14 protein-coding genes, 1 other RNA gene and 1 riboswitch are annotated in these 14,789 nt (G+C 58.4%); of the genes, 12 read left to right on the top strand and 3 right to left on the bottom strand.

Features of this window, described 5'->3' with window-relative positions; translation table 11 throughout:
• On the bottom strand, positions 1–1,911 hold the full coding sequence (locus HYN24_RS14960) for a TonB-dependent receptor domain-containing protein (protein ID WP_162888757.1): 1,911 nt from the start codon (positions 1,909–1,911) through the stop codon (positions 1–3).
• Between the two features lie 105 nt (positions 1,912–2,016).
• A riboswitch (cobalamin riboswitch) is annotated at positions 2,017–2,224 on the bottom strand.
• A 115-nt stretch (positions 2,225–2,339) separates the two neighbouring features.
• On the opposite strand from HYN24_RS14960, the gene HYN24_RS14955 reads away from it, so the two are divergent.
• The 5 genes from HYN24_RS14955 (at position 2,340) to HYN24_RS14935 (ending at position 4,384) form a co-directional block, all read left to right on the top strand.
• Positions 2,340–2,537: a hypothetical protein gene (locus HYN24_RS14955; protein ID WP_117610002.1), complete on the top strand. Its 198-nt coding sequence runs from the start codon at positions 2,340–2,342 to the stop codon at positions 2,535–2,537.
• Position 2,538: 1 nt separating this feature from the next.
• Positions 2,539–2,874, top strand: coding sequence for a cell division protein ZapA (locus HYN24_RS14950; protein ID WP_117610001.1), 336 nt, complete (start codon positions 2,539–2,541; stop codon positions 2,872–2,874).
• A 33-nt stretch (positions 2,875–2,907) separates the two neighbouring features.
• Positions 2,908–3,086, top strand: a non-coding RNA gene (gene ssrS, locus HYN24_RS14945) — 6S RNA.
• Between the two features lie 42 nt (positions 3,087–3,128).
• The gene (locus tag HYN24_RS14940) at positions 3,129–3,578 is read left to right on the top strand and encodes an EVE domain-containing protein (RefSeq protein ID WP_240327686.1); all 450 of its coding nucleotides are present in this window, start codon (positions 3,129–3,131) and stop codon (positions 3,576–3,578) included.
• On the top strand, positions 3,578–4,384 hold the full coding sequence (locus tag HYN24_RS14935) for a sulfite exporter TauE/SafE family protein (RefSeq protein WP_117609999.1): 807 nt from the start codon (positions 3,578–3,580) through the stop codon (positions 4,382–4,384). Before HYN24_RS14940 ends, HYN24_RS14935 begins: the two co-directional genes overlap by 1 nt.
• Here HYN24_RS14935 and HYN24_RS14930 read toward each other — a convergent pair.
• Complete coding sequence (locus tag HYN24_RS14930) at positions 4,371–5,147, bottom strand: enoyl-CoA hydratase/isomerase family protein (protein ID WP_117609998.1); 777 nt, start codon at positions 5,145–5,147, stop codon at positions 4,371–4,373. The two genes, HYN24_RS14935 and HYN24_RS14930, sit on opposite strands and share 14 nt — an antisense overlap.
• Before the next feature lie 132 nt (positions 5,148–5,279).
• On the opposite strand from HYN24_RS14930, the gene HYN24_RS14925 reads away from it, so the two are divergent.
• The 4 genes from HYN24_RS14925 (at position 5,280) to HYN24_RS14910 (ending at position 9,192) form a co-directional block, all read left to right on the top strand.
• Positions 5,280–5,600, top strand: a complete 321-nt coding sequence (locus HYN24_RS14925; protein ID WP_205421402.1) for a DUF485 domain-containing protein — start codon at positions 5,280–5,282, stop codon at positions 5,598–5,600.
• Complete coding sequence (locus HYN24_RS14920; protein WP_117609996.1) at positions 5,600–7,273, top strand: cation acetate symporter; 1,674 nt, start codon at positions 5,600–5,602, stop codon at positions 7,271–7,273. The genes HYN24_RS14925 and HYN24_RS14920 overlap by 1 nt, the downstream gene beginning before the upstream one ends.
• A gap of 142 nt (positions 7,274–7,415) precedes the next feature.
• A complete protein-coding gene (locus tag HYN24_RS14915) occupies positions 7,416–7,934 on the top strand; it encodes a PAS domain-containing protein (protein WP_117609995.1) in 519 nt (172 codons plus the stop codon).
• Entirely contained in the window at positions 7,909–9,192 is a 1,284-nt protein-coding gene (locus tag HYN24_RS14910; RefSeq protein ID WP_117609994.1) for a methyl-accepting chemotaxis protein, read from the top strand. The genes HYN24_RS14915 and HYN24_RS14910 overlap by 26 nt, the downstream gene beginning before the upstream one ends.
• 23 nt (positions 9,193–9,215) lie before the next feature.
• On the opposite strand, the gene HYN24_RS14905 is transcribed toward HYN24_RS14910, so the two are convergent.
• Positions 9,216–9,875, bottom strand: coding sequence for a GntR family transcriptional regulator (locus HYN24_RS14905; RefSeq protein ID WP_117609993.1), 660 nt, complete (start codon positions 9,873–9,875; stop codon positions 9,216–9,218).
• Positions 9,876–10,041: 166 nt separating this feature from the next.
• Between HYN24_RS14905 and scpA the strand changes: the two genes are divergently transcribed.
• The 3 genes from scpA to HYN24_RS14890 are packed head-to-tail and all read left to right on the top strand — an operon-like array spanning position 10,042 to position 14,781.
• Positions 10,042–12,192: a methylmalonyl-CoA mutase gene (scpA, locus tag HYN24_RS14900; RefSeq protein WP_117609992.1), complete on the top strand. Its 2,151-nt coding sequence runs from the start codon at positions 10,042–10,044 to the stop codon at positions 12,190–12,192.
• Between the two features lie 7 nt (positions 12,193–12,199).
• Positions 12,200–13,210 (top strand): methylmalonyl Co-A mutase-associated GTPase MeaB, encoded by a 1,011-nt coding sequence (gene meaB, locus HYN24_RS14895; protein WP_117609991.1) that lies wholly within the window; start codon positions 12,200–12,202, stop codon positions 13,208–13,210.
• Positions 13,211–13,245: 35 nt separating this feature from the next.
• The gene (locus HYN24_RS14890; protein ID WP_117609990.1) at positions 13,246–14,781 is read left to right on the top strand and encodes an acyl-CoA carboxylase subunit beta; all 1,536 of its coding nucleotides are present in this window, start codon (positions 13,246–13,248) and stop codon (positions 14,779–14,781) included.
• Positions 14,782–14,789 lie beyond the last annotated feature (8 nt).

The following is a 14,789-nucleotide window of genomic DNA, read 5'->3' as shown; positions in this document are numbered from 1 at the left end:
TTACTGAAGGGTGTAGCGGATGCCGGCAAAGGCGGTCAAACCCGGTGTGCCGTAAATCACGTTTTTGGATCGCGCGACTTCGTAGTTCTTGTCGAACAGGTTGTCGACGCGCGCAAAAAGACTCCAGTCCTTGGCAACTGAATATTCGCCAAAGAGATTGGCTATCGCATAGCTACCCATGCGGACCTGGTTCATGCGAGTTTGCCAATGTGGATCGTCATAACGGGTGCCGACCATTTTCCACTCGATACCGCCCTTGAAAGGGCCTGCCACGTAGGTTGCCGAGACGTTACCGAAAGCCTTGGCGCGGCGACGTAGCTGTTGATCGGTATCCATATCCTTCGGATCCTGGATGGTGGCATTTGCATTCAACAGCCAATTGCCGACAGTTGTGCCAGCTGACATCTCAATGCCCTCTATTTTGACCTCTCCAACGTTGGCAGGGGTCGAGTAGTAGGTATTCGGGTCAGTAGTCCATTCGATCAAGTTACGGATCGTGTTGTGGAAATAGGTGATTCGAGCGTGGTTGGTGCCCTGCTGGTAGCGCAGAGAAACTTCGCCGTTACGTGATTCCTCGGGTTTCAGATTGGCATTGCCGCCGCCGACACCCGGGGTGGTCGGGAAGTAAAGGTCGTTCATGGTCGGTGCCTTGAACGCGGTACCGAAGCTTGCGGCGATCCGCCAGGCTGGAGCGAAGCGGAAACCATAGCCGGCCAGCCAGGTCTGGTGTTGCCCGAACTGCGAGTTATCGTCGCTACGTGCATTCAACTGAATGGCATGAGCATTGATCGAGGCATTCCAACCGATCATGGCTGAATTAATGCTACGCGCCCTAATCGAAAAATTCTTGGTTGAATCCACTTCCTGTTCAAGTCGTTCCAAGCCAGCCAGCAATGTGCCAAGCGGCAGGGCGATATCATTCTGCCAGGTGTATTGATTCTGTGTTGTCTTGAAGAGGCTGATCGGATCGCCGATGAGGGATTCCGGGCTTTCCGTCCGGTCTACGCCCTGGGCGATTCGGATGTTCGATTTCCAGATCGCAGTCGGGGCAAACGTTGCGAAGGCGTAGGCGCCCGATGTCCGATGTTTCATTTCGTAATCGCGGTTAGCGTTCAGGCTTGCGTATGTGTTCGGATCCGTTTGATAGGCATCGTATCGGCTAACTGTCTGTGCATTGAAAATACCGGCACCGATTTCCGTTTCCGGATTGAGGCGATACCCCGCATTGAGGTTGAGGTTGTTATTGCGATAACCATCCTTGTCCGGGTTGTATCCGGGATAGTTTGTTGACTCGATGCCGTTGATCCCCTGGGTGCCATTCACGCCAGCCTTGATGCTGTAAGAGAAATTGCCAATCCGGTTGGCGTGGGCGACGCTGCTTTCATAGGTCGATGCGCTGCCGGCACCGGCCTGGACGGTGAAGCGCGGGGCTTCGCCTCCAGACCGGGTGAAAATCTGGATAACGCCGCCGATGGCATCTGAACCGTATATTGCCGATGCGGGGCCGCGCAGAATTTCGATACGCTCAATCTGTGACAGCGGAATCATCTGGATTGCCGTGCTGCCGGTTGTTGCTGAATTGACCCGGATGCCGTCAAGAAGTACGAGCGCGTGGCCGCTGTTGGTGCCGCGTATGAAGACGCTTTCATCAGCGCCGTGTCCGCCCGCCCGGCCAAATTCGATACCGGTGCTGCGCCCAAGCAATTCGGCCAGGGTGGTGGCGGGGCCAGCATTCTCGATATCGTGCCTGTCGATGATCGTGATATCGGCAATGGCCTCGTTGGCCCGCTGTGACTGGCGGGTTGCAGTGACGACGACGGGGTCTAGCAGGGCCAGTTGTTCAAGGGCGAAAGCCGAAGGCGCGAACGAGACGGCCAGCAGGGCGGCCAGTGGGTGCAAACGTGGATGCATGGTTTTCCTTTTCCCGGCGGGCGTCCCCGCATGCCGGAATGACATTGAAAAGGAAATGCGAGGGGAGAGGGCTGGCCGCAAGAACCGGCGCCACAGCCCCGTGGCACTTCCGCTTTTGTCCCAGGCCGGTATCCGGGCTCGCAAGTCTTGACGTATCGCCTTCCCAGGTTTGCACCCAGTGGCGTTGTGATACGTCCGCACTTGCTTACCGTTGCGGGGGCAGCAGCGGATTGGTCTCGTTGGAGACGCACCGCTTTCCCGTTTAACTGCGCTTGGAGAATCCGTACGCAGCACCTGACACGGGGCGCATTCTACATTCATTGTTGCGGCAACGCATCAGGCAGGACCAGGTGAATTGCTATAAACCACTTTTAGAAGAATGGCTTAGTCCTTGACCACACGGCGTTTTTCCCTCTATAGTTCGCCGCATGAACGTGGAACTCGAAACGCTTGAAGCCAAAATCGAACAGGTGGTCGCCCTGGTGCACCAGTTGCGCGCCGAGAATGAGGTTTTGCGGCACCAGATGACCGCGGCCGAGGCCGAACGCCTGCATCTGCGGCAGACGATGACGGCTGCCCGTGAGCGGCTTGAAGGCCTGATTGACAAGATTCCCGAGGATGCCTGAAATGAGCGCCGAGCCGAATTTCCTCGACGTCAAGATCATGGGGCGCGAATACCGCGTCGCCTGCACCCCGGAGGAGCGCGATGCCCTGCTCTCGGCGGTTGATCTTGTCGACAGCAAGATGCGCGATATTGCCCAGCGCACCAAGAACACCATTGCCGAACGCGTCGCCGTCATGGCCGCCCTGAACATCGCGCACGAGCACCTTTCCAGTGCCTCTGGCGGGTCCGGAAAAGAGTTTTCGGAAGCAGTTGATACTTCCGAAACGAAGCGTAGAATCGGTGGCATGGGAGCACGACTTGATGCCGTGCTTGCGCCCCAGCAGCAATTCGACCTGTAGTCGTTGCGGCTGACCCCGGCGCCGCCCGCCGAGCGTCCCCTGCGGTGTTTGTTAAGGCCATATATTCCTTGAACCAATGCTAATTGGCATCGGTTGCGGACCATCAGTCCGCTGTTGTGCGCGCTCCCAGCGAGTGTGCCTGATGCGGAAGGAATGCGACCACTCTGGACTCAGGTTCAGGATGCCGGCCTGACGACATTCGCGGGGGCCTTTTTTTGCCCTCGAAATTACCCGAACACATGCAATATTGGTTGATGAAATCAGAGCCGGACGAGGTCTCGATCAATGACCTCGAAGCGGCGCCCGATCAGCGTGTGGCGTGGTTCGGCGTACGCAACTATCAGGCGCGCAATTTCATGCGCGATGCCATGCAGATCGGTGATCTGGCCTTTTTTTATCACTCCAGTTGTGCCGAGCCGGGGATTGCCGGGATTTGCGAGGTGTGTTCCGAGCCATATCCGGACGAAACCCAGTTTTCTCGCACCAGTCCCTATTTCGACCCGAAATCCTTAACCGATAGTCCGCGCTGGTGCTTGCGTGAGGTCCGGTTTGTGGGGAAAACCCGTCTGATTTCACTGGCTGAACTGCGCCGATATCCAGAACTTGCTAATATGCGCCTCCTTGCCCGCGGCAACCGGCTGTCGATCATGCCGGTTACGACTGCCGAGTGGGTATTCATCACCAAGGAACTGATGGGGCGGTAATGACGATCTGGTGGCTGGGATATATCGCGTTGGGTACATTTGCCGGGTTTTTCGCCGGCCTGCTGGGTATTGGCGGCGGTTCCGTGATGGTCCCCCTGCTTGTCATGATGTTTGCCGCGCAGGGCTTTCCGTCGGCCGAGGTGATGCATCTGGCACTCGGCACATCAATGGCCGCGATTTTTTTTACCTCCATTTCCAGCGTCCGGACACACCATGCCCATGGGGCGGTTCTATGGCCCATCGTGGCCCGCATTACGCCGGGCATTGTGCTTGGTACGCTGCTCGGAACCCATATTGCCAGTCTGGTGCCGACCAAGGCGCTGGGGCTGATTTTCACCATTTTCATCTGCTATGTGTCGGTGCAGATGATCCTCAATATAAAGCCCAAGCCGCACCGCGAAATGCCCGGCACGCTTGCGACGTCGATGGTCGGGGCGTTTATCGGCGGACTTTCCTGTCTGGTCGCCATCGGTGGTGGCGTGTTGTCAGTGCCCTTCATGACCTGGTGTAACGTCAAGGTTCAGAATGCCATTGGTACCTCGGCCGCGATTGGCTTTCCGATCGCCCTGGGGGGGGCGATTGGCTACATCTGGAATGGCTGGTCGGTGGCCGGGCTGCCCGAGGGCAGTCTCGGATTCGTCTATCTCCCCGCCGTCATTGGCGTGGCTGTTGCCAGCATCCTGACCGCACCGATTGGTGCCCGCAAGACGCACCAGTTGCCAGTGGCGACGCTAAAGCGGGTTTTTGCCGCGATTTTGCTGGTTCTTGCCGTGAAGATGCTGTGGAGCCTGTTCAGCGCGCCTTGAAAGCAGGTTTGCGTTTTTCCAGAAAGGCGGCCAGTCCCTCGCGGTAATCCTCGGTGTCGAGGAAGGCGAAGGATGCTGCCTTTTCTTCATTGCTCAACGGCTTTCCATCGAGCAGGCGGCGTATCCACTGCTTGTGCCAGCCAGCGACGAGCGGGGCGCCGGCGCAGATGCGTTTGGCGGTCGCGTAGGCTTCGCCTTCTGTCTCGGCATCCGCCGTGACCCGGGTGACCAGGCCCTTGGCATAGGCTTCGGCAGAAGTCAGGATGCGTCCTTCGAGCAGGATTTCCTTCATGACTGCCGGGCCGGCCAGGCGCAGCAGGCCTTCCATTTCGCCCGGGTACATGGAAAATCCTAGGCGATTGATTGGGGCGCCAAAACGGGCGCTCTCGCCGCAAATCCGGAAGTCGCAGACGCCGGCAATTTCGAGTCCGCCACCGATGCAGGCCCCCTGAATCAGGGCCACTGTCGGGTGTGGGCAATTGTCGATGGCTTGCAGGGCCTGGGCGACCTGGCCGTGGTAATGGAGTGCTTGATCAAGCGTGGTGCGGGCCGTGACGAACTCTTCGAGGTCGCCGCCCGCGGCGAATGCCTCGTTGCCTGCACCGCGCAGGACGACACAGCGAATGTCCGGGTTGAGGCTGATTTCGCCCATTTTTTCGGCCAGGCGGTTCCACATGCCGAGATTGATGGCGTTCAGTTTGCCGGGGTTGTTCAGGGTCAGGGTGGCGACCTCGCCCGTGCAGGAAAAATCAATGGTACTCATGGTTTATCTCAAATGTCCCTATAAAATTTATGGGATTAAACGATGCAAATCAAAGGCAGCAAGTCTTATATAAGATAGAATATTGCGGTTGTTAAAGTGGTAATTATTAATTAAAAGTTAGGAGATCCAGCCATGAGCAGCGCTATGTATGAGCGGATGCGCGGCAATCCCAAGTTTCAGGAACTCGTCGCCAAGCGCGGTCGTTTTGCCTGGACATTGGCTTTTGTCGTATTGACCATGTTTTACGGTTTCGTGATGGTCGTTGCCTTCAATCCTGCGGCCCTCGGCCAGCCGGTGGCTGAAGGTTCGATGTTGACGGTGGGTGTGGCCGTTGAGCTATTCATGTTCATTTTCTTCTGGTCGCTGACGGCAGTTTACGTCAAACGCGCCAATTCGGAATTTGACGCCCTGACGCAGGAAATCGTCAAGGAAGCCTGGAAGGAGAACAAGTAATGCGACGTTTGACTCAACTGGGCACGGCCCTCGGTCTCTTCGCCATTGCGGCGCTGGCCTTTGCCGGCGGCCCGCTCGAAGGCATCACCGAAAAGCAGGCGACCAACTGGCACGCCATCATCATGTTCTGCCTGTTCGTCTGTATGACCATGGGCATTACCTACTGGGCCTCGAGCCGCACCAAATCGACGGCTGACTTCTACACTGCCGGCGGTGGCATCACCGGCTTCCAGAACGGCCTCGCCATTGCCGGCGACTACATGTCGGCCGCTACCCTGCTTGGTCTGACCGCCATGGTCTATACCTCGGGTTACGATGGCTACATCTACATGCTGTGCTTCTTCGCCGGCTGGCCGATCATTCTGTTCATGATGGCCGAACGCCTGCGTAATCTGGGCAAGTTCACCTTCTCCGACATCACCGCCTATCGCCTTGACCAGGGCAAAGTGCGCACCATGGCAGCGATTTCCTCGCTGACCGTGGTCTGCTTCTACCTGATCGCCCAGATGGTTGGCGCCGGTCAGCTGATCAAGCTGCTCTTTGGTCTGGAATACAACGTGGCCATCTTCGCTGTTGGCCTGTTGATGATGGTCTATGTGACCTTCGGCGGCATGGTTGCCACCACCTGGGTGCAGATCATCAAGGCCTGCATGCTGTTGGCTGGCGGCACTCTGGTCATGTTCCTGGCCTTCAGCCAGTTTGGCTTCTCCTTCCAGACACTGCTGGAAAAAGCCACGGCCGTGCATAAGCTCGGTCCCAAGCTGATGTCGCCGGGTAGTCTGCTGGCTGATCCGGTCACTGCGATTTCGCTGGGTCTTGGCCTGATGTTCGGTACGGCTGGGCTGCCGCACATCCTGATGCGCTTCTTCACCGTGACCGATGCCAAGGAAGCGCGCAAGTCGGTGCTGTACGCATCGGGCTTCGTGGCCTACTTCTTCAACGTCATCTTCATCATGGGTCTGTGCGGCATCATCATCGTCGGTCAGAACCCCGAGTTCTTCGAAGGTGGCACCATCGGTGGCAAGCTGATCGGTGGCGGCAACATGGTGGCCATGCACCTGTCCAAGGCGGTTGGTGGCGACATGCTGCTTGGTTTCCTGGCGGCAGTGGCTTTCGCGACCATTCTGGCCGTGGTGTCGGGTCTGGCTCTGGCCGGTGCATCGGCTATCTCGCATGACCTTTATGCCCGCGTGATTAAGAAGGGAACGGCCTCGGAGTCTGCTGAAATCCGTGTTTCGAAGATTGCCACCATCTGCCTCGGTTTCGTCGCCATCATCCTCGGCATTCTGTTCGAGAAGCAGAACATCGCCTTCATGGTCGGCCTGGCCTTCGGTGTGGCTGCAGCGGCGAACTTCCCGGTGCTCATCCTCTCCATGTACTGGAAGGGTCTGACCACCCGCGGCGCGTTGTTTGGCGGTTACGGTGGCCTCGTCTCTGCCGTGCTTTTCGTGCTCTTCTCGAAGTCGGTGTGGGTCGATGTGCTGCACAATGCGGCACCGCTCTTCCCCTACACGCAGCCGGCCCTGTTCGCGATGCCGATTGCCTTCCTGTTCGCCTACATATTCTCGAAGACCGATTCGAGCGTTCGCGCCGGTCAGGAAATCGAGGCGTTCGACGACCAGTATGTCCGTGCCCAGACGGGTTACGGTGCTGCTTCGGCCAGCAATCACTAAGCCCTGAGCGCTTGATGAAAGCCCTGACGGCGAAAGCTGTCAGGGCTTTTTTATTTGTAATGTTTTTGGTGTTTTTTATTTCGATGTAGTAAATTCGTTACTCAAACTTGCATACAACTATCTTCCAGTGGGGGAAGGCAGGATGAAGCGACAAATACAGGCAAGCGGCGTTGAGCGCATGATGCGCGAGAATGACTTCATCGTTTCCAAAACCGATGCCAAGGGCATCATCACCTATGGCAACCCGATATTCATCGAGTTCTCGGGGTATACCGAAGAAGAGTTGCTGGGTACCCAGCACAACATCGTTCGGCATCCGGATATGCCGCGTTCCGCCTTCAAGCTGGCATGGGATACCATTCAATCGGGTCAGGAATTTTTTGGATATGTGAAGAACATGGCCAAGGATGGCAGCCATTACTGGGTGTTCACCCATATCACCCCCGATTTCGACCAGCGGCGCAATATTGTGGGCTATACCTCGGTGCGGCGCTGCCCCAAACGCGATGCGGTGGCCAAGATCGAACCGGTATATCGCCAGATGCTGCAGGCCGAACACAGTGCCGGGGCGCGTGACGCCATCGGTGCGGGAACCAAGGTGTTAGTTGATTTGCTGAATCAGACAGGAATGAGTTATGAAGAACTCGTCTTTTCTCTCTAGGCGCTTGTTGCTCGCGCTGCTGATCGGCCTGGCTGCTGGGCTGGCCTTTGTCGCGCCCTGGGCTCCCGCTGCCGTGTTGATTCCCGCCCTGATTGTCTTGTGGTGGCCGGATGGTGCAACGCAAACGCCGCTGCTCGAAGTGGACCAGTTGCTCGATCAGGTCGGTCAGGGGCGCCTGGTCGGACGTTTGCCGCATGAGTTCGACGTCCCCAGGCTGGAGACCATTCGGGTCAATCTGAATTCGGCACTGGATCAGACGGAAACTACTTTCCGGGAAATTTTGGGCGCCCTGAGCGCCTCGTCGGACAACCGCTACTGGCGTCGTCTGCAAACGACCGGGTTGCACGGTTCGTTCAAGAATGTGCTGGAAGAAATGCAGGCACTGCTCGATAAACTCGGTGCTGCTCAGGAGTCCATCGTCCGCGAAGCGCTGCTGTCGGAAATCTTTTTGCGCTCCGAGCGTGGCCTGTCTTTGGCCATTGACCATGTCGGTAAGGCGCTGAGCGATGTCAGTCGTCATTCGACGCAGACCAGGACGCTGGCCGGTGAGTTTGCCAATTCGGCAAGCGATATGGCTGATGCCGCCAATCGCATGTCCGGCGCACTGGGGGGGGCGCAGGCATTTGCCGAGAACAGCGTGCATGCGCTGGCCGACCTGAATGTCAAAGCGAGTGCCATCCGCCAGTTGACCGGGCAAATTGATGCCATCGCCAAGCAAACCAATTTGCTCGCCCTGAACGCGGCAATCGAAGCAGCGCGAGCTGGTGAGGCCGGGCGTGGTTTTGCCGTGGTGGCCGACGAGGTACGAAAACTGGCTGATCAATCGTTGCGGGCGGCGGAGGAAATTGCCGCCGCTATTTCTGCCGTTTCCGGTTCGATGGATGGTGTGACCACCAAGATCGCTTCACTCAGTGATTCCGTTTCCGAAGCTCGGACCACAGCAGATGAGTTTGGTCACAAGCTGACGGTTTCGGCTACGTCAGCCGTGCAGGTCAGGGATTTGTCCGTGACCATCGGTGGCGGCGCCGAGGCCATGAGTGATTCCATGCGCCTGGTCGCCATGGCTCAGAAGGCTCGGGCCGACGTGACCGCCATTCTGCATGGTGATGAAGTGGATATCGATAGTGTTTCGGAAATCGAGCGGGAAGCCTTGGTTAAAGCGAAGGGCCGCCAGTGGATCAAGGGCAATGCAGATCGTGATGCACTGATCGGGATTTACGACCGCTTGTTCGCCAATATCGAAAGCCAGATGCACTAGGTGGTCTGGCGGCAGGGCGTGTTCTAGCCTGTCGCGCCGTCCCGCATTTTGGCCAGAGCCTCGCGACCAGACAGCAGGTGGTCGTGCATGAGCTTTTCCGCCTTGCCGGAATCGCCGGCCTGAAACGCCGCCATGATCAGGCGATGCTCGTCCAGTGACTGCTGGAGACGGCCTTCCAGTGACAGCGAATGAAGCCGGGAGAGCTTGAGTACCTTGCGAAGATCCTGAATGACCGAAAGCAGCCAGCGATTGCCAGCTAGTTCCTGAATCTTTTTATGGAATTCCTGGTTGCACTCGAAGAAGGCATCAATGCGGCCGTCCCGTGCCGCCGATTCAAGTTGCTCATGGATGGTCTTGAGCGCCGCAATATCGGCCGGTTTTGCCTGCTTCACCGCCTCAACGGCGCAACGTCCCTCAAGCAGGGCGATCAGCGGGAAAATATCGTCCATGTCCTGCCGCGAAATCTCGGTGACGTAGCAGCCCCGCCGTGGACGAAGATCAACCAGACCCTCCGAGGCGAGTACCTTGAGCGCTTCGCGCAGCGGCGTACGGGAAATGCCGTACTGCTCGGCCAGCTTCTGCTCGTCGATCCAGGTCCCCGGCGTCAGTTCGTGGGCGAAGATGCGTTGGCGCAGTCGTTCGGCCACTTCCTGATAGAGTGCGGTAGGTGCAATACGGGTCATGTTTTGGTGTGAGGTAGTTGGGCAGTACGATACATTGCCGTACTTGCTTCCATAATTATGGATACAGTATTATGTGGGGCTTGGTATGTCAAGCTGGGCCCAAAAGCGTAGAATTTTGAATTCTGCATCATAAGCCCAAAAAAATCGAATCGGCGAGGGGTATGTCATGTCTGAAAAGTTCTTTGATTCCAATAATCTGGATGCCTGGGAAAAGGCCGCTGCCAAGCAGTCGCCCGGTGGTGATGTCGGGAATCTGGTGTGGAATACCCCGGAAGGTCTGGCCGTCAAGGCGCTGTATACCAAGGCTGATGTTGCCGGCCTTGAGTTCGCCGACACCCTGCCTGGTTTCGCGCCCTACCTGCGCGGCCCGCAGCCGACCATGTATGCCGTCAAGCCATGGACCATCCGCCAGTACGCCGGCTTCTCCACTGCCGAAGCGTCCAATGCCTTCTACCGCAAGGCGCTCGCCGCCGGCGGTCAGGGTGTTTCCGTCGCTTTCGACCTGGCGACGCACCGTGGTTACGACTCCGATAACGCCCGCGTCACCGGCGACGTTGGCAAGGCCGGCGTGGCGATCGACTCGGTCGAGGACATGAAGATCCTCTTCGACAGCATCCCGCTCGACAAGATTTCCGTCTCGATGACCATGAACGGCGCCGTCCTGCCGATTCTCGCCGGCTACATCGTCGCCGCCGAGGAACAAGGCGTGTCGCAGGACAAGCTGTCAGGCACCATCCAGAACGACATCCTCAAAGAATTCATGGTGCGGAATACCTATATCTATCCGCCCAAGCCGTCGATGAAGATCATCGCCGACATTTTTGGCTACACGGCGCAGCACATGCCGAAGTTCAACTCGATCTCGATTTCCGGCTATCACATCCAGGAAGCCGGTGCCAACCAGGCCATCGAACTCGCCTTCACGCTGGCCGATGGCATGGAATACGTGCGTACCGGCGTTGCTTCCGGCATGGATGTCGACACCTTCGCTGGCCGCCTGTCCTTCTTCTGGGCCGTCGGCATGAATTTCTACCTGGAAATCGCCAAGATGCGCGCCGGTCGCCTGCTGTGGGACCGCATCATGACCGGTTTCAATGCCAAGAGCCCGAAGTCGAAGATGCTGCGTACGCACAGCCAGACTTCCGGCTGGTCGCTGACCGAGCAGGACCCGTACAACAACGTCGTGCGCACGACCATTGAAGCAATGGCCGCCGTCTTTGGCGGCACGCAGTCGCTGCACACCAATGCCCTCGACGAAGCGATTGCGCTGCCGACCGAGTTCTCCTCGCGCATCGCCCGCAACACCCAGCTCATCATCCAGGAAGAAACCCACATCACCAATGTCGTCGATCCGTGGGCCGGTTCCTACATGATGGAAAAGCTGACCCAGGACATGGCCGACAAGGCCTGGGGCATCATCCAGGAAATCGAGGCGATGGGCGGTATGACCAAGGCCGTCGAATCGGGCTGGGCCAAGATGCAGGTCGAAACCTGCGCCGCCGACAAGCAGGCGCGCATCGACTCGGGCAAGGATGTCATCGTCGGCGTGAACAAGTACAAGCTGGCCAAGGAAGACGCCATCGACATCCTCGATATCGACAACCACGCCGTCCGTGATTCTCAGATTGCCCGTCTCAAGCAGATCCGTGCGACCCGCGACAGCGCTGCCGTACAGGCTGCACTGGATGCCCTGACCGCCGCTGCCGAGTCAGGCAATGGCAACCTGCTTGACCTCACCGTCAAGGCCATGCGCCTGCGCGCCACGGTTGGCGAAGTGTCCGATGCGCTGGAAAAGATTTTCGGTCGTTTCCGCGCCAACAACCAGACCATTTCGGGTGTGTACGGAGGCGTTGTGGAAGGTCAGGAAAGCTGGGAAAAGATCAAGGCTGATGTCGCCAAGTTCGCTGAAGAAGAAGGCCGTCGCCCGCGTATCATGATTGCCAAGCTGGGTCAGGATGGTCATGACCGCGGCGCCAAGGTGGTGGCTACCGCCTACGCCGACCTCGGCTTCGACATCGACATGGGCCCCCTCTTCCAGACCCCGGAAGAAGCCGCCCGTCAGGCCATCGAAAACGACGTCCATGCCGTCGGCGTGTCGTCGCTGGCCGCCGGTCACAAGACCCTCCTGCCGCAACTGGTCAAGGCCCTGAAGGATCAGGGCGGCGACGACATCATCGTCTTCGCCGGTGGCGTTATTCCGGCACAGGACTACGATTATTTGTACAACGCTGGCGCCAAGGCCATTTTCGGGCCGGGTACGCGGATCGAAGATTCGGCCATCAAGGTGCTCGAAGAAGTCCGCAAGGCGCGCGGTTAAGGCTCGGATGAATCTGGGCGACGCTCCGGTGCTGGCGCATTCTCTTTCGGCGGCTGATCAGGCGCTTGTTGACGGCGTGTTGGCCGGGCAGCGGCGTGCCCTGGCCAAGGCCATCACGCTGATCGAGTCGACGCGCCCGGATCACCAGCAGCGTGCCCAGCAGGTGCTGAATGCCCTGTTGCCGAGTACCGGCAAGGCGATTCGCATCGGCATCTCCGGGGTGCCGGGAGCCGGCAAGTCGACCTTCATCGAGGCACTTGGCGTCTGGCTGATCGAGCAAGGCAAGAAACTGGCTGTGCTGGCCGTTGATCCGTCGTCCTCGGTCTCGGGCGGCTCCATCCTCGGTGACAAGACGCGCATGGAATTGCTCAGCCAGCGAGAAGAAGCCTTCATCCGGCCGAGTCCGTCGTCCGGCTCACTCGGCGGCGTCGCCGAGAAGTCGCGTGAAGCCATGCTGCTTTGCGAAGCCTCCGGCTACGATGTGATCATTATCGAGACCGTTGGCGTCGGCCAGTCGGAAACGACGGTCGCCGGCATGGTCGACATGTTCTGCCTGCTTCAGTTGCCGAATGCCGGCGACGACCTGCAGGCGATCAAGAAGGGCATTGTCGAGATTGCCGACATGGTGATCATCAACAAGGCCGATATCGACCGTCAGGCCACTGCTGTGGTTCGCGCCCAATGGCGCAATGCCCTGCACATGCTGCGTCCGGCTTCGCCTAACTGGGCGCCGCCGGTGATCACACTGTCGGCTCTGCACAAGGAAGGCATCGCTGATTTCTGGGAACAGGTCGAGAAATATCAGGCGGCGCTCAAGCCGACCGGCGAATTCGAGGCCAAGCGCCAGCATCAGGCGCTGAGCTGGATGTGGCAGCTGATCGACTCCGGCCTTCGCCAGTATTTTCGTCATCACCCGCGTGTGCAGGACAATCTGCCTGCACTCACCCGCTCCGTTGAGCAGGGCCATACGACCCCGGCGGCTGCCGCGTATGCTCTGCTCGACTATCTGAAACACTGATTTTCAAATTACCCGATCCATTTAGGGAGTTTTCTATGCACGACATCATCCGCCAGCTGGAAAAAAAGCGCGAAATGGCCTACCTCGGCGGTGGCCAGAAGCGTATCGACAGCCAGCACAAGAAGGGCAAGCTGACTGCCCGTGAACGTATCGAGCTGCTGCTCGATCCCGATTCTTTCGAGGAATGGGATCTGTTCAAGGAACACCGTTGCGTCGATTTCGGCATGGATCAGGCCGAAAAGACCCCGGGCGATGGCGTCGTGGTCGGTTACGGTACGATCAATGGCCGTCTGGTCTTCGTCTTCTCGCAGGATTTCACGGTGTTCGGTGGCTCGCTGTCCGAAACCCATGCTGAAAAGATCTGCAAGGTGATGGACCACGCCATGAAGGTCGGCGCTCCGGTGATCGGCCTCAATGACTCGGGTGGTGCCCGCATTCAGGAAGGCGTCGCCTCCCTCGGTGGCTACGCCGACGTCTTCCAGCGTAACGTCATGGCCTCCGGCGTTGTGCCGCAAATTTCCATGATCATGGGCCCCTGCGCCGGCGGTGCGGTGTATTCGCCGTCGATGACCGACTTCATCTTCATGGTCAAGGACTCCTCCTACATGTTCGTGACCGGGCCGGAAGTCGTCAAGACCGTGACCCACGAAGATGTGACCGCCGAAGAACTGGGTGGCGCGATCACCCATACCAGCAAGTCCGGTGTCGCCGATCTGGCTTTCGAGAATGATGTCGAAGCCCTGTCGATGCTGCGTCGCTTCATGAATTTCATTCCGGCCAACAACCGCGAAAAGCCGCCGGTGACGCCGACCAATGATCCGGTCGACCGTTTCGACTATTCGCTCGATACCCTTGTGCCGGACAACGCCAACAAGGCGTACGACATGAAGGAACTGATCGTCAAAGTCGTCGACGACAATGACTTCTTCGAGCTGCAGGCTGATTACGCCAAGAACATCATCATCGGCTTCGGTCGCGTCGATGGTCACCCGGTCGGTATCGTCGCCAACCAGCCGCTGGTGCTGGCCGGCTGTCTCGACATCAAGTCCTCGATCAAGGCCGCCCGCTTCGTCCGTTTCTGCGATGCCTTCAATATCCCGGTCGTCACCTTCGTCGATGTGCCGGGCTTCATGCCGGGTACGACGCAGGAATACGGCGGCATCATCAAGCACGGCGCCAAGCTGCTCTACGCCTACGCCGAATGTACCGTGCCGAAGGTCACCGTGATTACCCGCAAGGCCTACGGCGGTGCCTACGACGTGATGTCGTCCAAGCACCTGCGCGGCGACGTCAATATCGCCTGGCCGTCTGCTGAAATCGCGGTCATGGGCCCGAAGGGTGCGGTCGAAATCATTTTCCGCGAAGAAAAGAACGACCCCGCCAAGCTGGCCGAGCGCGAAGCCGAATACAAGGCCAAGTTCGCCAATCCGTTCGTGGCCGGTGCTCGTGGCTTCATCGACGACGTCATCATGCCGCACGCCACACGTAAGCGCATTGCCCGCTCGCTGGCCATGCTGCGCGACAAGAAACTCGACAACCCGTGGCGCAAGCACGGCAACATTCCTCTGTAAGCGTCAGG

Origin of the sequence: Dechloromonas sp. HYN0024 (assembly GCF_003441615.1) — a bacterium.
Lineage (GTDB): Bacteria > Pseudomonadota > Gammaproteobacteria > Burkholderiales > Rhodocyclaceae > Azonexus.
The sequence above is the reverse complement of the archived record's forward strand: the minus strand, read 5'-3'. Positions and strand labels throughout refer to the sequence as shown.

Excerpts from the sequence above, each read along its gene's own strand:
- HYN24_RS14935 (WP_117609999.1), top strand. The coding sequence starts at position 3,578 with ATGACGATCTGGTGGCTGGGATATATCGCGTTGGGTACATTTGCCGGG.
- HYN24_RS14925 (WP_205421402.1), top strand. The coding sequence starts at position 5,280 with ATGAGCAGCGCTATGTATGAGCGGATGCGCGGCAATCCCAAGTTTCAG.
- scpA (WP_117609992.1), top strand. The coding sequence starts at position 10,042 with ATGTCTGAAAAGTTCTTTGATTCCAATAATCTGGATGCCTGGGAAAAG.
- HYN24_RS14890 (WP_117609990.1), top strand. The coding sequence starts at position 13,246 with ATGCACGACATCATCCGCCAGCTGGAAAAAAAGCGCGAAATGGCCTAC.
- meaB (WP_117609991.1), top strand. The coding sequence starts at position 12,200 with ATGAATCTGGGCGACGCTCCGGTGCTGGCGCATTCTCTTTCGGCGGCT.
- HYN24_RS14910 (WP_117609994.1), top strand. The coding sequence starts at position 7,909 with ATGAAGAACTCGTCTTTTCTCTCTAGGCGCTTGTTGCTCGCGCTGCTG.
- HYN24_RS14915 (WP_117609995.1), top strand. The coding sequence starts at position 7,416 with ATGAAGCGACAAATACAGGCAAGCGGCGTTGAGCGCATGATGCGCGAG.
- HYN24_RS14955 (WP_117610002.1), top strand. The coding sequence starts at position 2,340 with ATGAACGTGGAACTCGAAACGCTTGAAGCCAAAATCGAACAGGTGGTC.
- HYN24_RS14960 (WP_162888757.1), bottom strand. The coding sequence starts at position 1,911 with ATGCATCCACGTTTGCACCCACTGGCCGCCCTGCTGGCCGTCTCGTTC.
- HYN24_RS14940 (WP_240327686.1), top strand. The coding sequence starts at position 3,129 with ATGAAATCAGAGCCGGACGAGGTCTCGATCAATGACCTCGAAGCGGCG.
- HYN24_RS14905 (WP_117609993.1), bottom strand. The coding sequence starts at position 9,875 with ATGACCCGTATTGCACCTACCGCACTCTATCAGGAAGTGGCCGAACGA.
- HYN24_RS14920 (WP_117609996.1), top strand. The coding sequence starts at position 5,600 with ATGCGACGTTTGACTCAACTGGGCACGGCCCTCGGTCTCTTCGCCATT.
- HYN24_RS14930 (WP_117609998.1), bottom strand. The coding sequence starts at position 5,147 with ATGAGTACCATTGATTTTTCCTGCACGGGCGAGGTCGCCACCCTGACC.
- HYN24_RS14950 (WP_117610001.1), top strand. The coding sequence starts at position 2,539 with ATGAGCGCCGAGCCGAATTTCCTCGACGTCAAGATCATGGGGCGCGAA.